This window comes from Pedobacter ginsenosidimutans, assembly GCF_001442625.1.
GTDB classification, from domain to species: domain Bacteria; phylum Bacteroidota; class Bacteroidia; order Sphingobacteriales; family Sphingobacteriaceae; genus Pedobacter; species Pedobacter ginsenosidimutans.
This window is the reverse complement of the sequence record NZ_LMZQ01000002.1, coordinates 245,936-261,574: the sequence shown is the minus strand read 5'-3', so window position 1 is coordinate 261,574 and position 15,639 is coordinate 245,936. Positions and strand designations below refer to the sequence as shown.

22 protein-coding genes are annotated in these 15,639 nt (G+C 38.3%); 14 read left to right on the top strand and 8 right to left on the bottom strand.

All coding sequences use genetic code 11. The features are described from left to right. The first annotated feature begins 28 nt into the window (after positions 1-28). From ASU31_RS03725 to ASU31_RS27385, 6 genes are all read left to right on the top strand, one after another. Positions 29-496, top strand: coding sequence for a GNAT family N-acetyltransferase (locus ASU31_RS03725; RefSeq protein ID WP_057931045.1), 468 nt, complete (start codon positions 29-31; stop codon positions 494-496). A 13-nt stretch (positions 497-509) separates the two neighbouring features. Continuing rightward, positions 510-1,124, top strand: a complete 615-nt coding sequence (locus tag ASU31_RS03720) for an ABC transporter ATP-binding protein (RefSeq protein ID WP_057931044.1) — start codon at positions 510-512, stop codon at positions 1,122-1,124. Positions 1,125-1,577: 453 nt separating this feature from the next. Beyond that, positions 1,578-2,138, top strand: coding sequence for an elongation factor P (gene efp / locus ASU31_RS03715; protein WP_057931043.1), 561 nt, complete (start codon positions 1,578-1,580; stop codon positions 2,136-2,138). Positions 2,139-2,269: 131 nt separating this feature from the next. Continuing rightward, on the top strand, positions 2,270-2,830 hold the full coding sequence (gene efp, locus ASU31_RS03710; protein ID WP_029274299.1) for an elongation factor P: 561 nt from the start codon (positions 2,270-2,272) through the stop codon (positions 2,828-2,830). Between the two features lie 149 nt (positions 2,831-2,979). Next, positions 2,980-3,540: a 5-formyltetrahydrofolate cyclo-ligase gene (locus tag ASU31_RS03705; protein WP_057931042.1), complete on the top strand. Its 561-nt coding sequence runs from the start codon at positions 2,980-2,982 to the stop codon at positions 3,538-3,540. Between the two features lie 10 nt (positions 3,541-3,550). Then, positions 3,551-3,709 carry a hypothetical protein gene (locus tag ASU31_RS27385; protein ID WP_157257919.1) on the top strand — a complete coding sequence of 53 codons (159 nt, stop codon included), beginning with the start codon at positions 3,551-3,553 and terminating at the stop codon, positions 3,707-3,709. Between the two features lie 283 nt (positions 3,710-3,992). Here the strand turns inward: ASU31_RS27385 and ASU31_RS03700 are convergent, their stop codons facing one another. The 4 genes from ASU31_RS03700 to ASU31_RS03685 form a co-directional block, all read right to left on the bottom strand. Continuing rightward, positions 3,993-4,952, bottom strand: coding sequence for a formimidoylglutamase (locus ASU31_RS03700; RefSeq protein WP_057931041.1), 960 nt, complete (start codon positions 4,950-4,952; stop codon positions 3,993-3,995). Beyond that, a complete protein-coding gene (gene hutI, locus ASU31_RS03695; RefSeq protein WP_057931040.1) occupies positions 4,945-6,186 on the bottom strand; it encodes an imidazolonepropionase in 1,242 nt (413 codons plus the stop codon). Before hutI ends, ASU31_RS03700 begins: the two co-directional genes overlap by 8 nt. Before the next feature lie 99 nt (positions 6,187-6,285). Then, positions 6,286-7,053, bottom strand: a complete 768-nt coding sequence (locus ASU31_RS03690; RefSeq protein WP_057931039.1) for an exodeoxyribonuclease III — start codon at positions 7,051-7,053, stop codon at positions 6,286-6,288. A gap of 212 nt (positions 7,054-7,265) precedes the next feature. Beyond that, positions 7,266-7,964, bottom strand: coding sequence for a peptidylprolyl isomerase (locus ASU31_RS03685; RefSeq protein WP_057931038.1), 699 nt, complete (start codon positions 7,962-7,964; stop codon positions 7,266-7,268). Between the two features lie 94 nt (positions 7,965-8,058). Here ASU31_RS03685 and ASU31_RS03680 point away from each other — a divergent pair, with 94 nt between their 5' ends. The 8 genes from ASU31_RS03680 to ASU31_RS03645 all read left to right on the top strand — a co-directional run bounded on the left by ASU31_RS03680 (position 8,059) and on the right by ASU31_RS03645 (position 13,891). Next, entirely contained in the window at positions 8,059-8,460 is a 402-nt protein-coding gene (locus tag ASU31_RS03680; RefSeq protein WP_057931037.1) for an HYC_CC_PP family protein, read from the top strand. A 113-nt stretch (positions 8,461-8,573) separates the two neighbouring features. Further along, positions 8,574-9,110, top strand: coding sequence for a heavy-metal-associated domain-containing protein (locus tag ASU31_RS03675; protein ID WP_057931036.1), 537 nt, complete (start codon positions 8,574-8,576; stop codon positions 9,108-9,110). Between the two features lies 1 nt (position 9,111). Beyond that, entirely contained in the window at positions 9,112-9,924 is an 813-nt protein-coding gene (locus ASU31_RS03670) for a transporter family protein (protein ID WP_057931035.1), read from the top strand. Between the two features lie 88 nt (positions 9,925-10,012). After that, entirely contained in the window at positions 10,013-10,516 is a 504-nt protein-coding gene (locus tag ASU31_RS03665; protein WP_057931034.1) for a DUF3347 domain-containing protein, read from the top strand. Beyond that, complete coding sequence (locus ASU31_RS03660) at positions 10,516-11,076, top strand: helix-turn-helix domain-containing protein (RefSeq protein WP_057931033.1); 561 nt, start codon at positions 10,516-10,518, stop codon at positions 11,074-11,076. Before ASU31_RS03665 ends, ASU31_RS03660 begins: the two co-directional genes overlap by 1 nt. 244 nt (positions 11,077-11,320) lie before the next feature. Further along, complete coding sequence (locus tag ASU31_RS03655) at positions 11,321-11,893, top strand: YceI family protein (protein WP_057931095.1); 573 nt, start codon at positions 11,321-11,323, stop codon at positions 11,891-11,893. Between the two features lie 168 nt (positions 11,894-12,061). Beyond that, on the top strand, positions 12,062-12,886 hold the full coding sequence (gene ygiD, locus ASU31_RS03650; protein ID WP_057931032.1) for a 4,5-DOPA-extradiol-dioxygenase: 825 nt from the start codon (positions 12,062-12,064) through the stop codon (positions 12,884-12,886). 285 nt (positions 12,887-13,171) lie between these two features. After that, positions 13,172-13,891, top strand: coding sequence for a heavy-metal-associated domain-containing protein (locus ASU31_RS03645; protein WP_083505261.1), 720 nt, complete (start codon positions 13,172-13,174; stop codon positions 13,889-13,891). Between the two features lies 1 nt (position 13,892). Here the strand turns inward: ASU31_RS03645 and ASU31_RS03640 are convergent, their stop codons facing one another. The 4 genes from ASU31_RS03640 to ASU31_RS03625 all read right to left on the bottom strand — a co-directional run bounded on the left by ASU31_RS03640 (position 13,893) and on the right by ASU31_RS03625 (position 15,562). Beyond that, positions 13,893-14,306, bottom strand: coding sequence for a type II toxin-antitoxin system VapC family toxin (locus ASU31_RS03640; RefSeq protein ID WP_057931031.1), 414 nt, complete (start codon positions 14,304-14,306; stop codon positions 13,893-13,895). Further along, positions 14,303-14,542, bottom strand: coding sequence for a DUF6364 family protein (locus ASU31_RS03635; RefSeq protein ID WP_057931030.1), 240 nt, complete (start codon positions 14,540-14,542; stop codon positions 14,303-14,305). The genes ASU31_RS03640 and ASU31_RS03635 overlap by 4 nt, the downstream gene beginning before the upstream one ends. A 91-nt stretch (positions 14,543-14,633) precedes the next feature. Then, entirely contained in the window at positions 14,634-15,110 is a 477-nt protein-coding gene (locus ASU31_RS03630) for a DUF6265 family protein (RefSeq protein WP_057931029.1), read from the bottom strand. Next, positions 15,107-15,562: a YfiT family bacillithiol transferase gene (locus tag ASU31_RS03625; protein WP_167346151.1), complete on the bottom strand. Its 456-nt coding sequence runs from the start codon at positions 15,560-15,562 to the stop codon at positions 15,107-15,109. Before ASU31_RS03625 ends, ASU31_RS03630 begins: the two co-directional genes overlap by 4 nt. Positions 15,563-15,639: the final 77 nt, after the last annotated feature.

Below are 15,639 nucleotides of genomic sequence, written 5' to 3'. Positions count from 1 at the left end.
TGCCTTAACCAAATTCTAATAAACATTCATGAGTAATTTAACGCTAATCAGGACCGATTCAGACAATGCCGATTTTAGGACATTGGTTTCTTTATTGGATCAGGATTTAGCCGTTAGAGATGGTGATGACCATGCGTTTTATGCTCAATTTAATAAGGTCGATACCATTAAAGAGGTGGTTGTAGCCTTCCAAGATGGAACCCCTGCTGGTTGCGGTGCTATAAAGCCTTTTTCAGCAACTGAAGCCGAAGTTAAAAGAATGTTTGTACACCCAGATTACAGAAACCAGGGCATAGCTGCTAAAATTTTAAATGAGCTGGAATACCGGGCTACTGAAATGGGATTTAGTGCATGTGTTTTAGAAACTGGCAAGAAACAGCCCGAAGCCATTGCGCTTTATCAAAAGGTGGGTTATCACATCACCCCCAACTACGGACAATACATTGGCGTTGATAACGGCGTTTGCATGTCTAAACCGCTTAACGCTAAACCCTAAACGCCCAGCCCAAATGAACATCACTTTACAAAATGTTGGCAGAAGGTTTAATAAAGAGTGGATTTTCAGAAATTTAAGTACTGAATTCACCTCTGGCAATAGTTATGCAATACTAGGACCCAATGGCTCTGGTAAATCAACACTATTAAGCGTTTTAACGGGTAGCTTATCTCCTTCCGAAGGAGAAATTTCATTCTCAGACACCAAAGAGATCGCTATAGAGAATATCTATAAATACATCAGCCTGGCTGCACCATATCTCGAACTGGTTGAAACATTTACCTTAAAAGAGAGCATTGATTTCCATTTTAAGTTCAAAAATTTTGCTCAGGGACTCGATTCAAAAAAGCTGATCACCATACTTGGATTAGAAAAAGCAGCGAACAAAGAAATCAAGTACTTTTCATCGGGAATGAAGCAAAGAACCAAACTAGCTTTGGCATGTTGTACCGATACACCAATTTTATTTTTAGACGAGCCAACGAGCAATTTAGACGTTCAGGGAATAAATTGGTACCGCGAACTGATCGAAAATTTCGGAAAGGACCGCCTAACAATAATTGGCTCCAACCAAATACAAGAATACGATTTCTGCACAAATCAGATACAAATATCAGACTATAAGTAAGTTATCGAAAAATTCTGTTACCTACAAAACGTCTGTTTTGTCATACATTTGTATTATAAATAAATTTTTCAGAAAATATTTTGTAATTCACAAATTATACTTACCTTTGCACCACCAAAAAGAGAAACAATTATTTAATTGATCTCTTGAAGTAAAAGATCATATTTTCCGTATTTCGGAATCAAAATATATAGCCCGTAAAAGGCAAAGAGTTTTTCATAGTTTAGTTTGAGGTTTAGGTTGATTATGCCTTTGGAGTGGTTCCCAAAGGCATTTCTTTTATACACGGATTTTTAAGGTTAATGCTCCCTAAAAACAATCATCCGCGTATGCTTTCAGACCAATTAACCAATGACTATCGAACCAATGAACCACAGATTTTCCTTTCCAAATCATCATTCCTTTTTTTAACTTTGGTGCTCAAAAATTAACAAAACTAGATTTCATTATAAAATGGCAAAGGCATCGGAAGTAAAAAGCGGAAATGTGCTTCGTTTTAACGGAGAGTTGGTAAGTGTAGAAGAGTACATCCACCGTACTCCAGGAAATTTAAGGGCTTTTTATCAGGCCCGCATGCGCAACGTAAAAACAGGCAAAATTGTAGAATACCGTTTCCGAACCGATGAAGAGGTGATCATTTGCCGTGTAGAAACCAACGATTATCAATATCTTTATGAAGATGGCGATTATTTGGTGGTGATGGACAACAGCACTTTTGAGCAATACAATATCCCTAAGTTGCTTTTCGGGAACTCCATTAAGTTTTTAAAGGAGGGCATGAATGTAACCATCGCTTTTGAAAGTGATGAACCGATTGTTGCACAGCTCCCTAATAGCGTGGAGCTAGAAATTACCTACTCTGAACCCGCTGTAAAAGGCGATACTTCTACCAGTGCACAAAAATATGCTACCGTAGAAACAGGTGCTGAAATTAGAGTCCCCTTGTTTATTAACCAGGGAGATAAGGTTAAGGTTGATACCAAAACCGGCGAATATATGGAGCGGGTAAAATAGCACAACTGAAGGTTTAGATTTCCTTAAACCCTATGCCTTATACCTTAAACCTTTATAGGTTTTTATCAAAATAATTTTACCTTTGCCGTCACGAAAAACTGAAATATAAATCCAATTTAGGATAACACAATATGGCAAAAGCATCAGAAATTAAAACAGGTAACATTCTTCGCATAAACAACGAGCTGGTTACTGTTGACGAATGGAATCACCGTACACCAGGAAAAGGTGGCGCATTTTACACTGGGAAATTCCGTAACATTAAATCGGGCAGAATTGTTGAGGCACGTATGAATACCGACGAGGCTGTAGAAATCTGCCGCGTTGAAACCAATGATTATCAATATTTATACGAAGAAGGTGATTATCTGGTAGTAATGGACAACAACAATTACGAACAGTTTAACGTTGAGAAATCACTATTCGGTTCGGCTATTAAATTCTTAAAAGAAGGCATGAACATTATTGTTTCAATGGAAAGCGAAGAAGCAATTATGGCTCAATTGCCAAACTTTGCTGAATTCGAAATTACCTATTCAGAGCCAGCTGTTAAAGGTGATACTTCTACAAACGCATTAAAAGCTGCAACATTAGAAAATGGTGTTGAGGTGAAAGTTCCGATGTTTGTAAACCAAGGAGACAAAATTAAAATCGATACCCGTACCGGCGAATATGTTGAGCGTGTAAAATAACTTGATCAGAATATATGAAAGCCTCTGAAGTGAATGCTTCAGAGGCTTTTTGGTTTCTACATTTAGACCTGTAAGGTTTTTAAAACCTTACAGGTCTGTAAAAACAACCTGCTTCGCTATCTTGTTATAAAAACATAAATTTGAATACTATGTTAAAAGCCGAAATCAGAAAGCAAGCGTTAAAAGACAGATTATTGCTCAGCGATGCGGAATACGAAAACCTAAGCGAAGCCCTCTTAGACAGGTTTAAAACGCTCGATTTTAGCCAAATTAAAACCCTGCATATCTTTTTGCCCATTACCGAAAAAAAAGAGCCTAATACTTTTTTACTGATCGAATGGCTTAATAAAAATCACCCGGGAATTAAAATCATTGTACCTAAAGCCGATTTTGAAACGGCTTTAATGACCAATCACGAATATTTAGGTGTAGACGATTTAAAGAAAAACCTTTATAATATCCTGGAACCGCAAAAAGGAAACCTACATGAGGGCGAGGTAGATCTTGTTCTTATTCCACTTTTAGCTTTCGACAAACAAGGTTACCGGGTGGGTTACGGCAAGGGCTTTTACGATCGTTTTTTACAGGATATAAATGCTCAAAAAATAGGCTTATCTTTGTACCCTGCTATTGAAAAAATCGACGATGTAAATGAACACGACATCAAATTAGATTTTTGCATTACGCCAACAGAAATTATAAAATTTTAAGCTTACCAGCATGCCACAGGAAATCGTTATCAAAACCGAAAAACAATACGAAGACAATATGATTGCGGTATTCGAATTACAGGAAAAGGAAGAATTAACCGCTGAAGACCTGAAACAGATTGAATTAATGTTACAGGCTGGAGAAAAATACGAAGCAGAGCATTTGTAAGGGCTCATTAGTTCAGTGGCCATAGTTTTTTGGTCTGGTTGCTTCATAAAAAAGCCTTCACCCTTCCCCGATTTTTCGTCATCTCCACTGAAACGCAGTGGAATGGAGAGATCTAAATCAAAAGTACGCTCGAGACAGATTTAGCTTCGCTGAGCACTTCGTGGTTCTCGGCTGCGCTACACCCGATAGCTATCGGGTCCGCTCGAAATGACGGCTTTGGCGGACAACTCAACACAGGAATACTCCGTGCTTTCTGTGCCTCCGTGGCTAAGGATAATAAGACCTAAGAGTTCTGTGCTTTAACAAAATCGCTCACCAGATATGCAACCAGTTTAGCCGTTAACTTACTCACCCTTCCATCCAACATTCGGGCTGCCCCTTCACTTAGATGAAAATAAGAAAATTGCTTTGCACTAGTCAAAATTAACTTTCTAATATCGTTAACTGCAAAACCAGATGGTGTTTCGGCGCTGGAAAGTACATTTTGAATACAGTCCAGATCGATTTCCAAGCCTGCAACTGAACCCATTTCATTCACCATGCCAGTAAGGTCAGCCCCAGTTAAAATATCGTCAAAAAACACAGCCTTAAGCTTTGGATTTGTATCTATTTGATTTAAAATGGCTTCATTATTATAGTTTTGATGCAAGCCATACATGAAATAATTATTCAGGTAGTTTTCTTTTAACGCATAAGAAAACCCGTTCCCGCTATGCCTACCTTCTAATTCTCTTAAATCGGCATGTGCATCCACATTTAAAACCACTATTGGGCTTTTATGTGCTAAAGAAGTACCCTTAATCATTGGATAGGCATTATTATGGCCACCACCAACTACAATAGGTATTTTACCTGCAGCTACAATTTTTTCAATTACGGGATAAACCAGCTCATCAATCTGTGCTACTTTGTTTCTTAAACCCATTATGGAAGAATCTTCGGGCTCATCGATTTCGAAATGGCCTAAAACCAAAACCTCCTCGCCCTTTAAAAAGCGGTTGCTTTGGATATTTAAAAAAGCCACCAAACTTGGCCGCCACATAGAGGCTGCCCCCGCAATACCTATGTTTGCACGCACGCCAATGTCTTCCGGAATACCTAACAGTACAAATTTCGCATTTGCGCTTTCCAGTTCATCCCATGAGGATAAAACAGCAACCCTTTCGCCCAGTTTGGTTTCTCCCTCGCGTGGGATAATCAAACGATCAATGTCGCTCTGCAAATATATTTTAAGGTTATCCATTATAAATTTCACCGTTTAAAATAACAGTTTCTATTTGCATTTCGCCAAAGCTATATGGCAAATAGGCAATTGAAGGCATCGGTTTGGTTATAAACAGGTTCGCTTTTTTACCAACAGCAATGCTTCCATAATCTTCACTCATCTCCATTGCTGCCGCACCGTTTAATGTTGCAGCATTTATCGCCTGCTCAGGGAACATCTTCATTTTAATACATGCAAGTGACACTACAAAATTCATATTTCCTGAAGGTGTTGAACCAGGATTATAATCGGTAGCCAGAGCAACGGGTAAATTGGCTTTAATAAAGTTTTTGGCATCAGCAAAAGGAATCCCTAGGTAAAACGAACAAGAAGGGAGTAATGTTACAATGGTATCAGCATTTCTTAACGTCCGGATCGTTTCTTCATTACTTTCTTCAAGGTGATCAACTGAAATGGCGCTATTTTGCACAGAAACCTCTACTGCTCCCGAAACGGAAAGCTGATTGGCATGTACTTTTGGTTTTAGTCCATATTTTGCACCCGCCTTTAATACCTGATCGGTTTCTTCGACAGAAAAAAACCCTTTTTCGCAAAAAACATCAATATAGTCGGCCAGTTTTTCTTCTGCTATCTGAGGCAGCATTTCATTAATAATTAAATCGATATAACCCTGATGATTGTTTTTAAATTCAGCCGGATAAGCGTGGGCGGCTAAAAAAGTTGCTTTTATAGGGATCGGAAACTGATCTTTCAACCTGCGGATTACCCTGAGCATTTTGATTTCGCTCTGTGTGGTTAATCCATATCCGCTTTTAATTTCAACTGCACCGGTGCCCTGAAGGATCATTTGCTTTAATCTCAAAGATGCACTTTCAAACAATTCGTCTTCCGAAGCTTTTTGCAATTTATTAGCCGAGTTTAGAATCCCACCACCCGCCGCGGCAATTTCTTCGTAGCTTTTGCCCTGGATTTTCATTGCAAATTCTTCCTCACGCGAAGCAGCAAAAACAATGTGCGTATGGCTATCGCACCATGAAGGGAAAATATACCGGCCTTCTGCGGAGATATGAGAGGAGAGATTTGAGATATGAGATGGGATTGAATCCATCTTACCAAAATCCTTGATCAGACCATCTTCTATTAAAAGCCAGGCATTTTCGAGAATGGGTAAGTGATCCAAGTTATTGCCACGGAGCACCAGTGTGTCTTTTAGATGCAGGCCTATGAGGGCTTTTATATTTGTGATTAGCATTGGTTAGACTAAAGGTTAATTGTTTAAACGGTATAAATTGGTTAATCGGGTTTTGGTTACAGTTAACCGATTTAAACAATTAACCAGTTAACCAAATACTTAATCGATCTCTAAAAGAACCGGGCAATGATCGGAATGGATTGCGTCGGGTAAAATTCTAACATTTTTCAAACGGTTTTCCATAGGTTTCGTGGCCAAATGGTAATCGATCCGCCAACCCAGGTTCTTCCCTCTCGAGCCTGCGCGATAACTCCACCAGGTATAATGATGTGGATCTTTATTAAAATGGCGGAAAGTATCGATAAAACCATTATCCAAAAATAACTGCATCCACTCCCGCTCTTCGGGTAAAAAACCCGATGAATTGGCATTTGATTTTGGGTTATGAATATCGATGGCTGTATGGCAGATATTGTAATCACCGCTTACAATCAAATTCGGAATCTCTTTACGCAACTCTCCAATATACACATCAAAAAACCGCATAAATTCGTACTTTTTAACCTGACGTTCATCTCCGCTTGAGCCAGATGGCATATAAAGGCTCATTAAAGAAAAATCATTAAAATCGACCCTTAAAATCCTACCCTCTTTATCTATCCATTCCTCACCGCAGCCAAATTCTACATGGTTGGGTTTAATTTTCGACAAGATCGCCACTCCGCTATATCCTTTTTTTTCTGCGGGGAACCAATAATGATGGTAGCCGAGTTGCTCAATCAGGGCAATAATTTCAGGAATCTGCAATGGCAAGGCTTTTACTTCCTGCAGGCAGACCATATCAGCATCTGTAGCCTGAAGCCAGCCAAAAAAGTTTTTGGTACTTGCTGCCCTAATCCCATTAACGTTATAGGAGATAATCTTCATTCAGTAATTTCAATTGTTGTGGGCGGTAAATTTAGAAATTAATTGAATAAATGCTTAGTAATTCAATTAATGATATTTATTAGCAACCGTCATCTCGACTGAAACGCAGTGGAATGGAGAGATCTGCCTCAATAGATCTCTCGACTACGTTGCACTCCGCTCGAGATGACGCCAACCAGGGAAATTATCATCTGAATGACGATTATCTTTGATCAACCCATCAACAACTGTTTCTCTAACTTTTTTGCCGCTCTTCTTTTCAAAACTGTAACTTCCATTTTTACGTCCTGCTTTGGACGATTGTTTTTATCTGTTGCCAGAACGGCTATTTTATCTACCATATCCAAACCAACCACTATTTCGCCATAAACGGTATAGTTTCTATCCAAATGAGGCGTACCACCTATCGTTTTATATACCTCACGCTGCCATTCAGGGATCTTAAATTTTAAACGCTTCTCTTCAACACTATTTAACTGCTGGTCGGTAAAAACCTTTCCCTGAACCAGGTAAAACTGACTACCACTCGATGCTTTAGCCGGATTAACATCATCACCTTCCCTGGCAGCAGCCAAAACCCCTTTTTTGTGAAACAAGCTATCATTAAATTCTGCAGGGATCGTATATTTTGGTCCGCCGTTGCCCAACAACGAATCTGGCTTGGCATTTTTAGAATCCGGATCGCCGCCCTGGATCATAAAATCTTTAATCACCCTGTGAAACAAAACACCGTTGTAATATCCCGATTTGGTTAATTTCAAAAAGTTATCGCGGTGTAAAGGAGTTTGATTATATAGCCTAACTATACATTCTCCAAATTCGGTTTTAATGCGTACATATTGATTTTTAGGCTTTGCAGCAAAGGCTGAAAGTATCGAAAAGGTGCAGAGGAATAATAATATTTTCTTCATTTAATTGGTGTTTAAGGCTAAAGTAAGCTAAAAAATGAAATTCAATAAATAATTACTGGCATTATTCGATATTTTTTCCTTTACCTTTGTATTAATGAAGTTAAAACAAAAAATAGCACTTTCTTTGGCTGTATTCTATGCAGTTAGTGTTATGGGTTTGGCTTTAAGTCTCCATTTCTGTGGGGGCAAATTAGAAAACGTTAAACTTTTTAGCAATGAAGTTTCATGCAAATTCTGCAAAGACATTCCCGCCGAAAAGAAAGATGATGGTTGCTGCAAAAATACCCAGGTAACCGTAAAAGTTAAAGATAGTCACCAAACAGCGGCACAGGTACAAATGCCAAAGTTGTTTTCAATTCAACTTTTTCTTCATCCTCCGGTTTTAGAATTTCTGACTAACATTACTCCGAAGTTTTTCAGTAAAATTTCGAATAAAGCCCCGCCACTTTCCTCGCGGATTGCCCTGCATATTTTCAATTGCATTTTTAGGAATTAGGATTTTCTACGTTGACGTCATGCTGAACTTGTTTCAGCATCTAAGGCCTTGCTCCATCTGAGAATCGGGGCAGCTTGACAACAGTTAAAAAATTATTCTAATTCAAAAAAATCATGAAAACAATAAAAATATTCAGCATCATTATGCTATTCTTCGCCGTTAATGTTTCGGCACAACAAATATCTACAGCCGATTTACAGGTAACTGGTTTAACCTGCTCAATGTGCTCAAATGCAACACAAAAATCGTTAGAAACGCTAAACTTTATCAGCAGCGTAAAACCCGATTTAAACAAAAACACCTTTGTTCTAACTTTTAAAAAAGATGCCAATATCAATCTTGATTTGGTTCGCAAAAAGGTTCAGGATGCTGGTTTTTCGGTTGGTGGTTTAACGGCAAGTTTCAATTTTAACCAGGTAAAAATAGACGATAAAGGTCAGGCAGTGGTTGATGGTAATGTGTACCGTTTTGTAAATGCTAAAAGCAAAACACTTAATGGAACTGTAAAAGCCAGCGTGGTTGATAAAAACTTCATTTCTGGTTCAGCATTTAAGAAGCAAGCCACAACTGCTAATTCTGATGCTTATGCGAGTGGTATTGGCGTAGTTAACGGAAAAAAAACGCGTATTTATCACTTAGTTCTTTCGTAAGATGAAAAGGATACTCGTATTGGCGCTGATGATTATCGGTGCCTATACAAAAGGTTTTGCACAAGAACTATATGTATTTACCGAGCCTGCCAGTAATATGCCAACTAAATCGATTGGTGTAAGAATTACGAACGAAGGCATGTTCAACAATCCCGGCTTTGTAAGCAGAACTATTCCGGAAGTAATGATTGGCTTTAATAAAAACCTCATGATGCATGCCCAAGGTTTTATGTCTGATATGGACGGAAAGTACCGTTTAGAGGGTGGAAGTCTTTATGCCAAGTATCGGTTTTTATCACTAGATGAAGCACATAGCCATTTTAGGGCAGCAGCTTTTGGGAGGGTAAGCACCAGCAAAAGGCCAACCTACACCAGAGACATTAACCTCGAAGGTGATAATAGCGGGATACAGAGTGGATTAATTTTCACGCAACTTTTGCACAAACTGGCGCTATCAACCACTTTGGGTTACGCTCATGCTTTCGAAAACAGCGACAGGCAAATTGCCGGAATGCCGCAGCCAAAAAACATGTTATCGTACAGTTTATCATCGGGTTATTTGGTTCTACCCATAGTTTACAAAGATTATAAGCAGCCGAACTTTAACGTATATTTAGAGTTATTGGGCAAAACAGATCCAAGTAGCGGCCAATCTTATTTGGATATCGCCCCTGCAATACAGATGATTTTGAATAGCACAACACGGATCGATTTAGGTTACCGCTTTCAGGCAACCGGAAATATGGCTAACCGATACACCAAAAACATGTATCTGCTTCGGGCAGAATTTAATTTCTTTAACGTTTTAAAATAAGTATAAAAAATGAAACCATCATGGTTTTCATATTAAACTGAACATAAACCATGATCGCTTCATCACCATTAAAAACAATATAAAAAAGATGAAAAAAATATTAGGATTAGTTGCCATCATAACAATCGCAACAACAGCTTTAACTTACGCACAAGGCAAAACAGATGTAGCCTTAAACCAGGTATTAACGGCTTATTACGATGTAAAAAATGCATTAGCAACAGATAAAAAAGACTTGGCTATCGAAAAGGTAAAGGTTTTATCGGCAAAAGTAAATGCGGTTAACCATAAAGATTTACCTGCCGGTCAGCATAAAATATTTATGGATCAAGCGGCCATCATTAAAAGTAAAGCTGCTCAACTTGCGGGCTCTAATGACATCAAAACACAAAGAAAAGCTTTTGAAGGGATTTCTTATGCGATGATCAAAACACTAAAAGGCCTGAAATTTAACAGTCAAATCGTTTATGTACAACATTGCCCAATGGCGAAGGCAAGCTGGTTAAACGAAAAAGAAAATATCGAAAATCCATATTATGGAAGCATGATGTTCGATTGTGGTGATGTTGCAGAAACCATAAAATCGAACTAATGAAACTGCATATCAAAAACATGGTATGCAACCGTTGTAAAATGGTGGTTAAGGCTGAGCTGGAAAAGCTCGGCTTTAAACCATTATTGGTTGAACTTGGCGAGGTTACCCTGGCTGAAAATATTTCTGCGGAGGATAAAATCAAGATATCGGATAGTTTGACTCATTTTGGATTCGAATTACTTGAGGATAAGAAAACCCAGATCGCAGAGCAGATTAAAACCACCATTATTAATCTGGTACACTACACTCAAGAGCCATTAAAAATCAATCTTTCTGCCTATCTCAGCGAGCAGTTAAAACTGGAATACACGAGCTTAAGCAGCATTTTTTCGGAGGTGGAAAACCAAACTATCGAGAAGTATTTCATTGCTCAAAAAATAGAAAAAGCAAAAGAGATGCTTACTTACGGCGAACTCACGCTTAGCGAAATTGCCTATCAACTGAATTACAGCAGCGTTGCACACTTATCGGCACAGTTTAAAAAAGTAACCGGAATTACACCTTCAGCTTATAAAACAGCATCAACGGACAGCAGAAAAATGCTTGACGAGATATAATGATTGTAAAATAGAAATAGTTGATGGTTAGATAGATCATAGTTGATAGCCATTGACCATGAACCATAAGACCATCAGCTATTAACAACACCAATTTCTTACCATAAATCAAGACTAATCGCCTGATTCTGTGCTAACTTTGTAGCTAAATAAATTTACTAGGTATGAAACCATCATGATTTTTCAAACCACATTGGTGAAAAATCTGATAGCTTCATCACAGTTAAAACTAAATTATAAACTGATGAAAAAATTATTCTTATTTCTGATCGCTACCTCAATCAGCGTAGCATCATTTGCACAAACAAGCTGGAAAATTGATCCTATGCACTCGTTTGTTAACTTTTCGGTTAAACACATGGGCATTTCTTTCGTTGATGGTTCCTTTAAAAAATTCGACGGAACAGTTACGGCTTCTAAACCTGATTTAACAGACGCTAAAATCAGCTTTACCGTTGATGTAAATAGCATTACTACTGGTGTTGATATGAGAGATGGTCACTTAAAAACTGACGATTTTTTTAATGTGGCAACCTACCCAACCATGAAATTCGAAAGCACTTCTTTCAAAAAATTAAGTGGCAACAACTACGAATTAAGTGGCAAATTGACTATCCGTGATGTAACCAAAGATGTAAAATTTGCTGTTGTTTATGGCGGCACAGCTAAAGATCAACAAGGCAATACTAAAGCTGGCTTTGGTGCTACAACAACCATTAACCGTTTAGATTATAATATTAAATATGATCCAACTGGTGCCGGCGTTGCAAAAGATGTAGCCATTAAATTAAACCTGGAGTTTGTTCAAGGGAAATAACACCTGAATCGTCATTTCGAGTGAAGCGCAGCGGAATCGAGAACCACGAAGTGCTCAGCGAAGCTAAATCTTTTAGCCTATGATGGTTTATAAACTTTAAAGATTTCTCCTCCAAAGGAGTTCCTTTGGAACACTTCGGTCGAAATGACGATCACCTAATAGAAAATCATGTCTGCACTATCACAATTCAGGAACTTCACGCAACGTTTGCCTCAAACGGATTTAATGCCAACGCTTTTTATCGGTCACGGTTCACCCATGAACGGTATCGAAAACAATGAGTTTAGCCAGAGTTGGGCAGAATTGGCAAAAAACATTCCTGTTCCTAAAGCCGTGCTGGTGGTATCGGCCCACTGGTACACACACGGAACCTTTGTTACGGCGATGGATTTCCCAAGCACCATTCATGATTTTGGTGGTTTTCCGCAAGCACTTTTTGATGTTCAATATCCTGCCCCGGGCGACCCCGAACTGGCTGCAGAAATTCCGAATTTAATCCACTCCACTCCCATTGGTTTAGATCATGATTGGGGTTTAGATCACGGTACATGGACAGTGGTAAAACACATGTACCCAAATGCCGATATTCCAGTTCTGCAATTAAGTATCGATTATACCAAATCGCCTGAACAGCATTACGAAATCGCCAAAGAAATTTATGCGCTCCGCAAAAAAGGCGTGCTGGTTATCGGCAGTGGCAATATGGTGCACAACCTACGCATGTTAAGCTGGGAAATGATTAATGGTGGTGGTTACGATTGGGCGATTGAAATGAACAATAAGTTTAAAAATTTAATTGCCAACGGCGATCATCAACCTTTAATTAATTACCGCAACCTCGGTACCGATGCCATGTTGGCGATCCCTACCCCAGAACATTATTTACCACTAATTTATACGCTCGGTATGAAAAAAGATAAAGAAGAAGTTACTTTCTTTAATGACAAAGCGGTTGGCGGTTCGTTAACCATGACTTCGGTTTTAGTGGGGTAAACAAGGGTTTAGGGTTTAGGGTTTAGGGAGGAACAGACCGTTAAAGAACTTGTTTTTTATCTGAAAACTTAATTTTCTTAACTCCTTAATGATGAAAAACAAAGTAACGCTCTTTACCATTGAGAAATTAAGTACATTAAAGAAGCATACTATAGACTTCTCGGTTGCGCTCTAAACGACAATTATTCACAACATGTCAATGCGCTAAAATTCTATAAAACTTTATGATTATTCTGTAACGCTTATAGCCCTATGAAGCGGTAAATTTGTATAAAGATTTTAATCATGACACACACCTATCAACTTACCGGCATGACTTGTGGCGGTTGCGAAAATAAAGTGAAAAGTAACCTGCTCGTTTTACCAGATGTAACCTCAGTCGAGGTTTCGAAAGACACCAATTCTGCCACCATTAGCATGGATAAACATATTGGTTTAGATACACTACAACAAGCTTTGGGCGGATCAGAAAGCAAATATCAAATTTCTGCAGCCCACCACAGCGAAACATTGGAAGAAGCAAAATCGTGGGCCGAAACTTATAAACCCATTTTATTGATATTCGGTTATGTTACTGCCATATCACTTGTGGTTTCGTGGCAATCAAGCGGAATTAATTTCATGGTGTTTATGCGCATTTTTATGTCGGGCTTTTTCCTCACCTTTTCTTTCTTTAAAATGCTTAACCTGAAAGCTTTTGCCGAAAGTTATGCCATGTACGATATTGTAGCCAAAAAATTTAGCGCATGGGGATATATTTATGCTTTTATCGAACTCGGATTAGGATTATCTTTTGCTTTAAACTTATCACCTATAGTCGTAAACTGGGTTACACTAGTTGTAATGACGATAAGTATCCTCGGTGTTTTGGAAAGTGTTTTAAATAAGAAAAAGATTCAATGCGCCTGTTTGGGTGCGGTTTTTAATCTACCCATGAGTACCGTAACCATTGTTGAAGATGCCATTATGATTGCGATGAGTGCAGCAATGCTGATTTCGATGTAAACTACATTTTTGTAAGCAGCTCATCAGGCGGTAAAGCCGGAATTTCAGAATTTTTGAAATCTTTAATGTTTCGGGTAACAATATAATCCAGCTTTTCAATATTATAAGCACAAAGCATTTGAAGGGCATCTTCAAAATCTTTATGTTTTGACTTCAAACCTTTTTTAATAATATCCTCGTCTATCGCAATAATTTGAACGTATTCTAAAACATTGTAGATTACATCCCTTAACTTCTTTTCTTCTAGGTATTTCTTTAGTAGATAATGAGTTGTTGCGATTGAATGAGATGAGGTGAATAATTGTACCTCATTTCGTTCAGCCTTTTCAAAAATTTCTATAGCAAATTTGCTGAAAGGTTGTCTATCGGCAATTAGATCAACGATGATATTGGTATCAACAAATACCCTTTTCATATATGTTTATTTTCAAAATAATGACGAAGTTCCGTGTCTTCATTAAAGTTCTCTGGCAATTTTACCGCTCCCACTATGCCCTTTAGTTTTGACGAAATAATTGGCTTCTCTTCAAGTGTAATCGTCTCTAAATACTTCTCAACTAATTCTGATAAGCTCCGCCCAGTATGCCTTGCATAAGATTTTGCTTTTTCGATGGTCGATTTTTGAACAGTTAATGTTAATTTCGTTGTCATTACACGTGTGATTTATTCAAATATACGTATTACAGTCTAAAAGATCAAGGGGGCTGGTTTATTACGATTTTATTAATCCCTATAATATAAGTTATTGCCGCTTGTACCTAAACTCCGATTTTCGGCTTTTACCATTAAGCTCGCCTTCAATCCAGGCGAGTAAATCATTTTTTCCCTGATTTTGGTAAACTATCCGCTGCGGAAAATCGTGTGTTTTATCTTCGAAAACATAGGTCTCATCTTTTGTGGCAATAAGTTTGAAACAAGTCTCCCTCCCTTCGTTCTGCCCCGTTACAGTCGAACAGTAAAAAGTATCCTTTCCGATCTTTTTGATCTTAAGGGTTTCGGTAAGCAAACTACCGCCTTTGGCATTTATTCGATAGCTTTTGCCGCTGAGTGTTTTATCAGGATTTTGCACCCACTGTTCTACTATTTTGCCCTTGGCGGTTTGCATTTCCCATGAGCCTAAAATAAAAGCAAAAGCTTTTGAAGGATCTTTTTGGGCATTCACATTGGTGCAAAAGCCGATAAGGATTAAGACCAATAAATTTAAACGATTTATTTTCATTTTGCTATTGTATTGGTAATGTGTGCCAAATGATGTTTGCCGTGCCAGGCGTACATACCCAACATGTTTGCTAATGTAAGTTCTTTTCCTTGAGCTGGATGAATGTATTTTCGCTGATAATCTTCAGGGTTCAATGTTTTTAAAAAAGCAACCCAACGTTGGTGCAAAGCAGCCAATAAATCAATAGATAATTTGACATCACCATTTTTTGCTTCCCCCGTTTCTGCCCAGCGCTCTTCATAATACGGCCTGATTATGGGAACATCTTCGGTAATGGCTTGCTTGAAACGGATATAAGCATTAATGTGGCTATCGGGAATGTGGTGAACAACTTGCCTCAACGTCCATCCTTCAGGGCGATAAGTTTGGTTTAATTCTTTTTCGGTCAAATTTTCGGTAGCTTTCCTAAGCTGATTAGGCAAAGTTTCTATTTCGTAAATCCATGAAACCAAAATAAGGTTTTTAAGAATAATTATCGTTTTTTTTAACCACAAAGATCACAGAGAGGAAGGCGCAGAGTACGCAGAGC

Bases quoted from the DNA above. Each gene is read 5' to 3' on its own strand.
- ASU31_RS03690 (WP_057931039.1), bottom strand. From the start codon at position 7,053: ATGAAGATTATCTCCTATAACGTTAATGGGATTAGGGCAGCAAGTACC.
- ASU31_RS03665 (WP_057931034.1), top strand. From the start codon at position 10,013: ATGAAAAAAATATTAGGATTAGTTGCCATCATAACAATCGCAACAACA.
- efp (WP_029274299.1), top strand. From the start codon at position 2,270: ATGGCAAAAGCATCAGAAATTAAAACAGGTAACATTCTTCGCATAAAC.
- ASU31_RS03700 (WP_057931041.1), bottom strand. From the start codon at position 4,952: ATGGATAACCTTAAAATATATTTGCAGAGCGACATTGATCGTTTGATT.
- ASU31_RS03675 (WP_057931036.1), top strand. From the start codon at position 8,574: ATGAAAACAATAAAAATATTCAGCATCATTATGCTATTCTTCGCCGTT.
- ASU31_RS03640 (WP_057931031.1), bottom strand. From the start codon at position 14,306: ATGAAAAGGGTATTTGTTGATACCAATATCATCGTTGATCTAATTGCC.
- hutI (WP_057931040.1), bottom strand. From the start codon at position 6,186: ATGCTAATCACAAATATAAAAGCCCTCATAGGCCTGCATCTAAAAGAC.
- ygiD (WP_057931032.1), top strand. From the start codon at position 12,062: ATGTCTGCACTATCACAATTCAGGAACTTCACGCAACGTTTGCCTCAA.
- ASU31_RS03680 (WP_057931037.1), top strand. From the start codon at position 8,059: ATGAAGTTAAAACAAAAAATAGCACTTTCTTTGGCTGTATTCTATGCA.
- ASU31_RS03725 (WP_057931045.1), top strand. From the start codon at position 29: ATGAGTAATTTAACGCTAATCAGGACCGATTCAGACAATGCCGATTTT.
- ASU31_RS03720 (WP_057931044.1), top strand. From the start codon at position 510: ATGAACATCACTTTACAAAATGTTGGCAGAAGGTTTAATAAAGAGTGG.
- ASU31_RS03645 (WP_083505261.1), top strand. From the start codon at position 13,172: ATGACACACACCTATCAACTTACCGGCATGACTTGTGGCGGTTGCGAA.
- ASU31_RS03655 (WP_057931095.1), top strand. From the start codon at position 11,321: ATGAAAAAATTATTCTTATTTCTGATCGCTACCTCAATCAGCGTAGCA.
- ASU31_RS03705 (WP_057931042.1), top strand. From the start codon at position 2,980: ATGTTAAAAGCCGAAATCAGAAAGCAAGCGTTAAAAGACAGATTATTG.
- ASU31_RS27385 (WP_157257919.1), top strand. From the start codon at position 3,551: ATGCCACAGGAAATCGTTATCAAAACCGAAAAACAATACGAAGACAAT.
- ASU31_RS03635 (WP_057931030.1), bottom strand. From the start codon at position 14,542: ATGACAACGAAATTAACATTAACTGTTCAAAAATCGACCATCGAAAAA.
- efp (WP_057931043.1), top strand. From the start codon at position 1,578: ATGGCAAAGGCATCGGAAGTAAAAAGCGGAAATGTGCTTCGTTTTAAC.
- ASU31_RS03685 (WP_057931038.1), bottom strand. From the start codon at position 7,964: ATGAAGAAAATATTATTATTCCTCTGCACCTTTTCGATACTTTCAGCC.
- ASU31_RS03660 (WP_057931033.1), top strand. From the start codon at position 10,516: ATGAAACTGCATATCAAAAACATGGTATGCAACCGTTGTAAAATGGTG.
- ASU31_RS03630 (WP_057931029.1), bottom strand. From the start codon at position 15,110: ATGAAAATAAATCGTTTAAATTTATTGGTCTTAATCCTTATCGGCTTT.
- ASU31_RS03670 (WP_057931035.1), top strand. From the start codon at position 9,112: ATGAAAAGGATACTCGTATTGGCGCTGATGATTATCGGTGCCTATACA.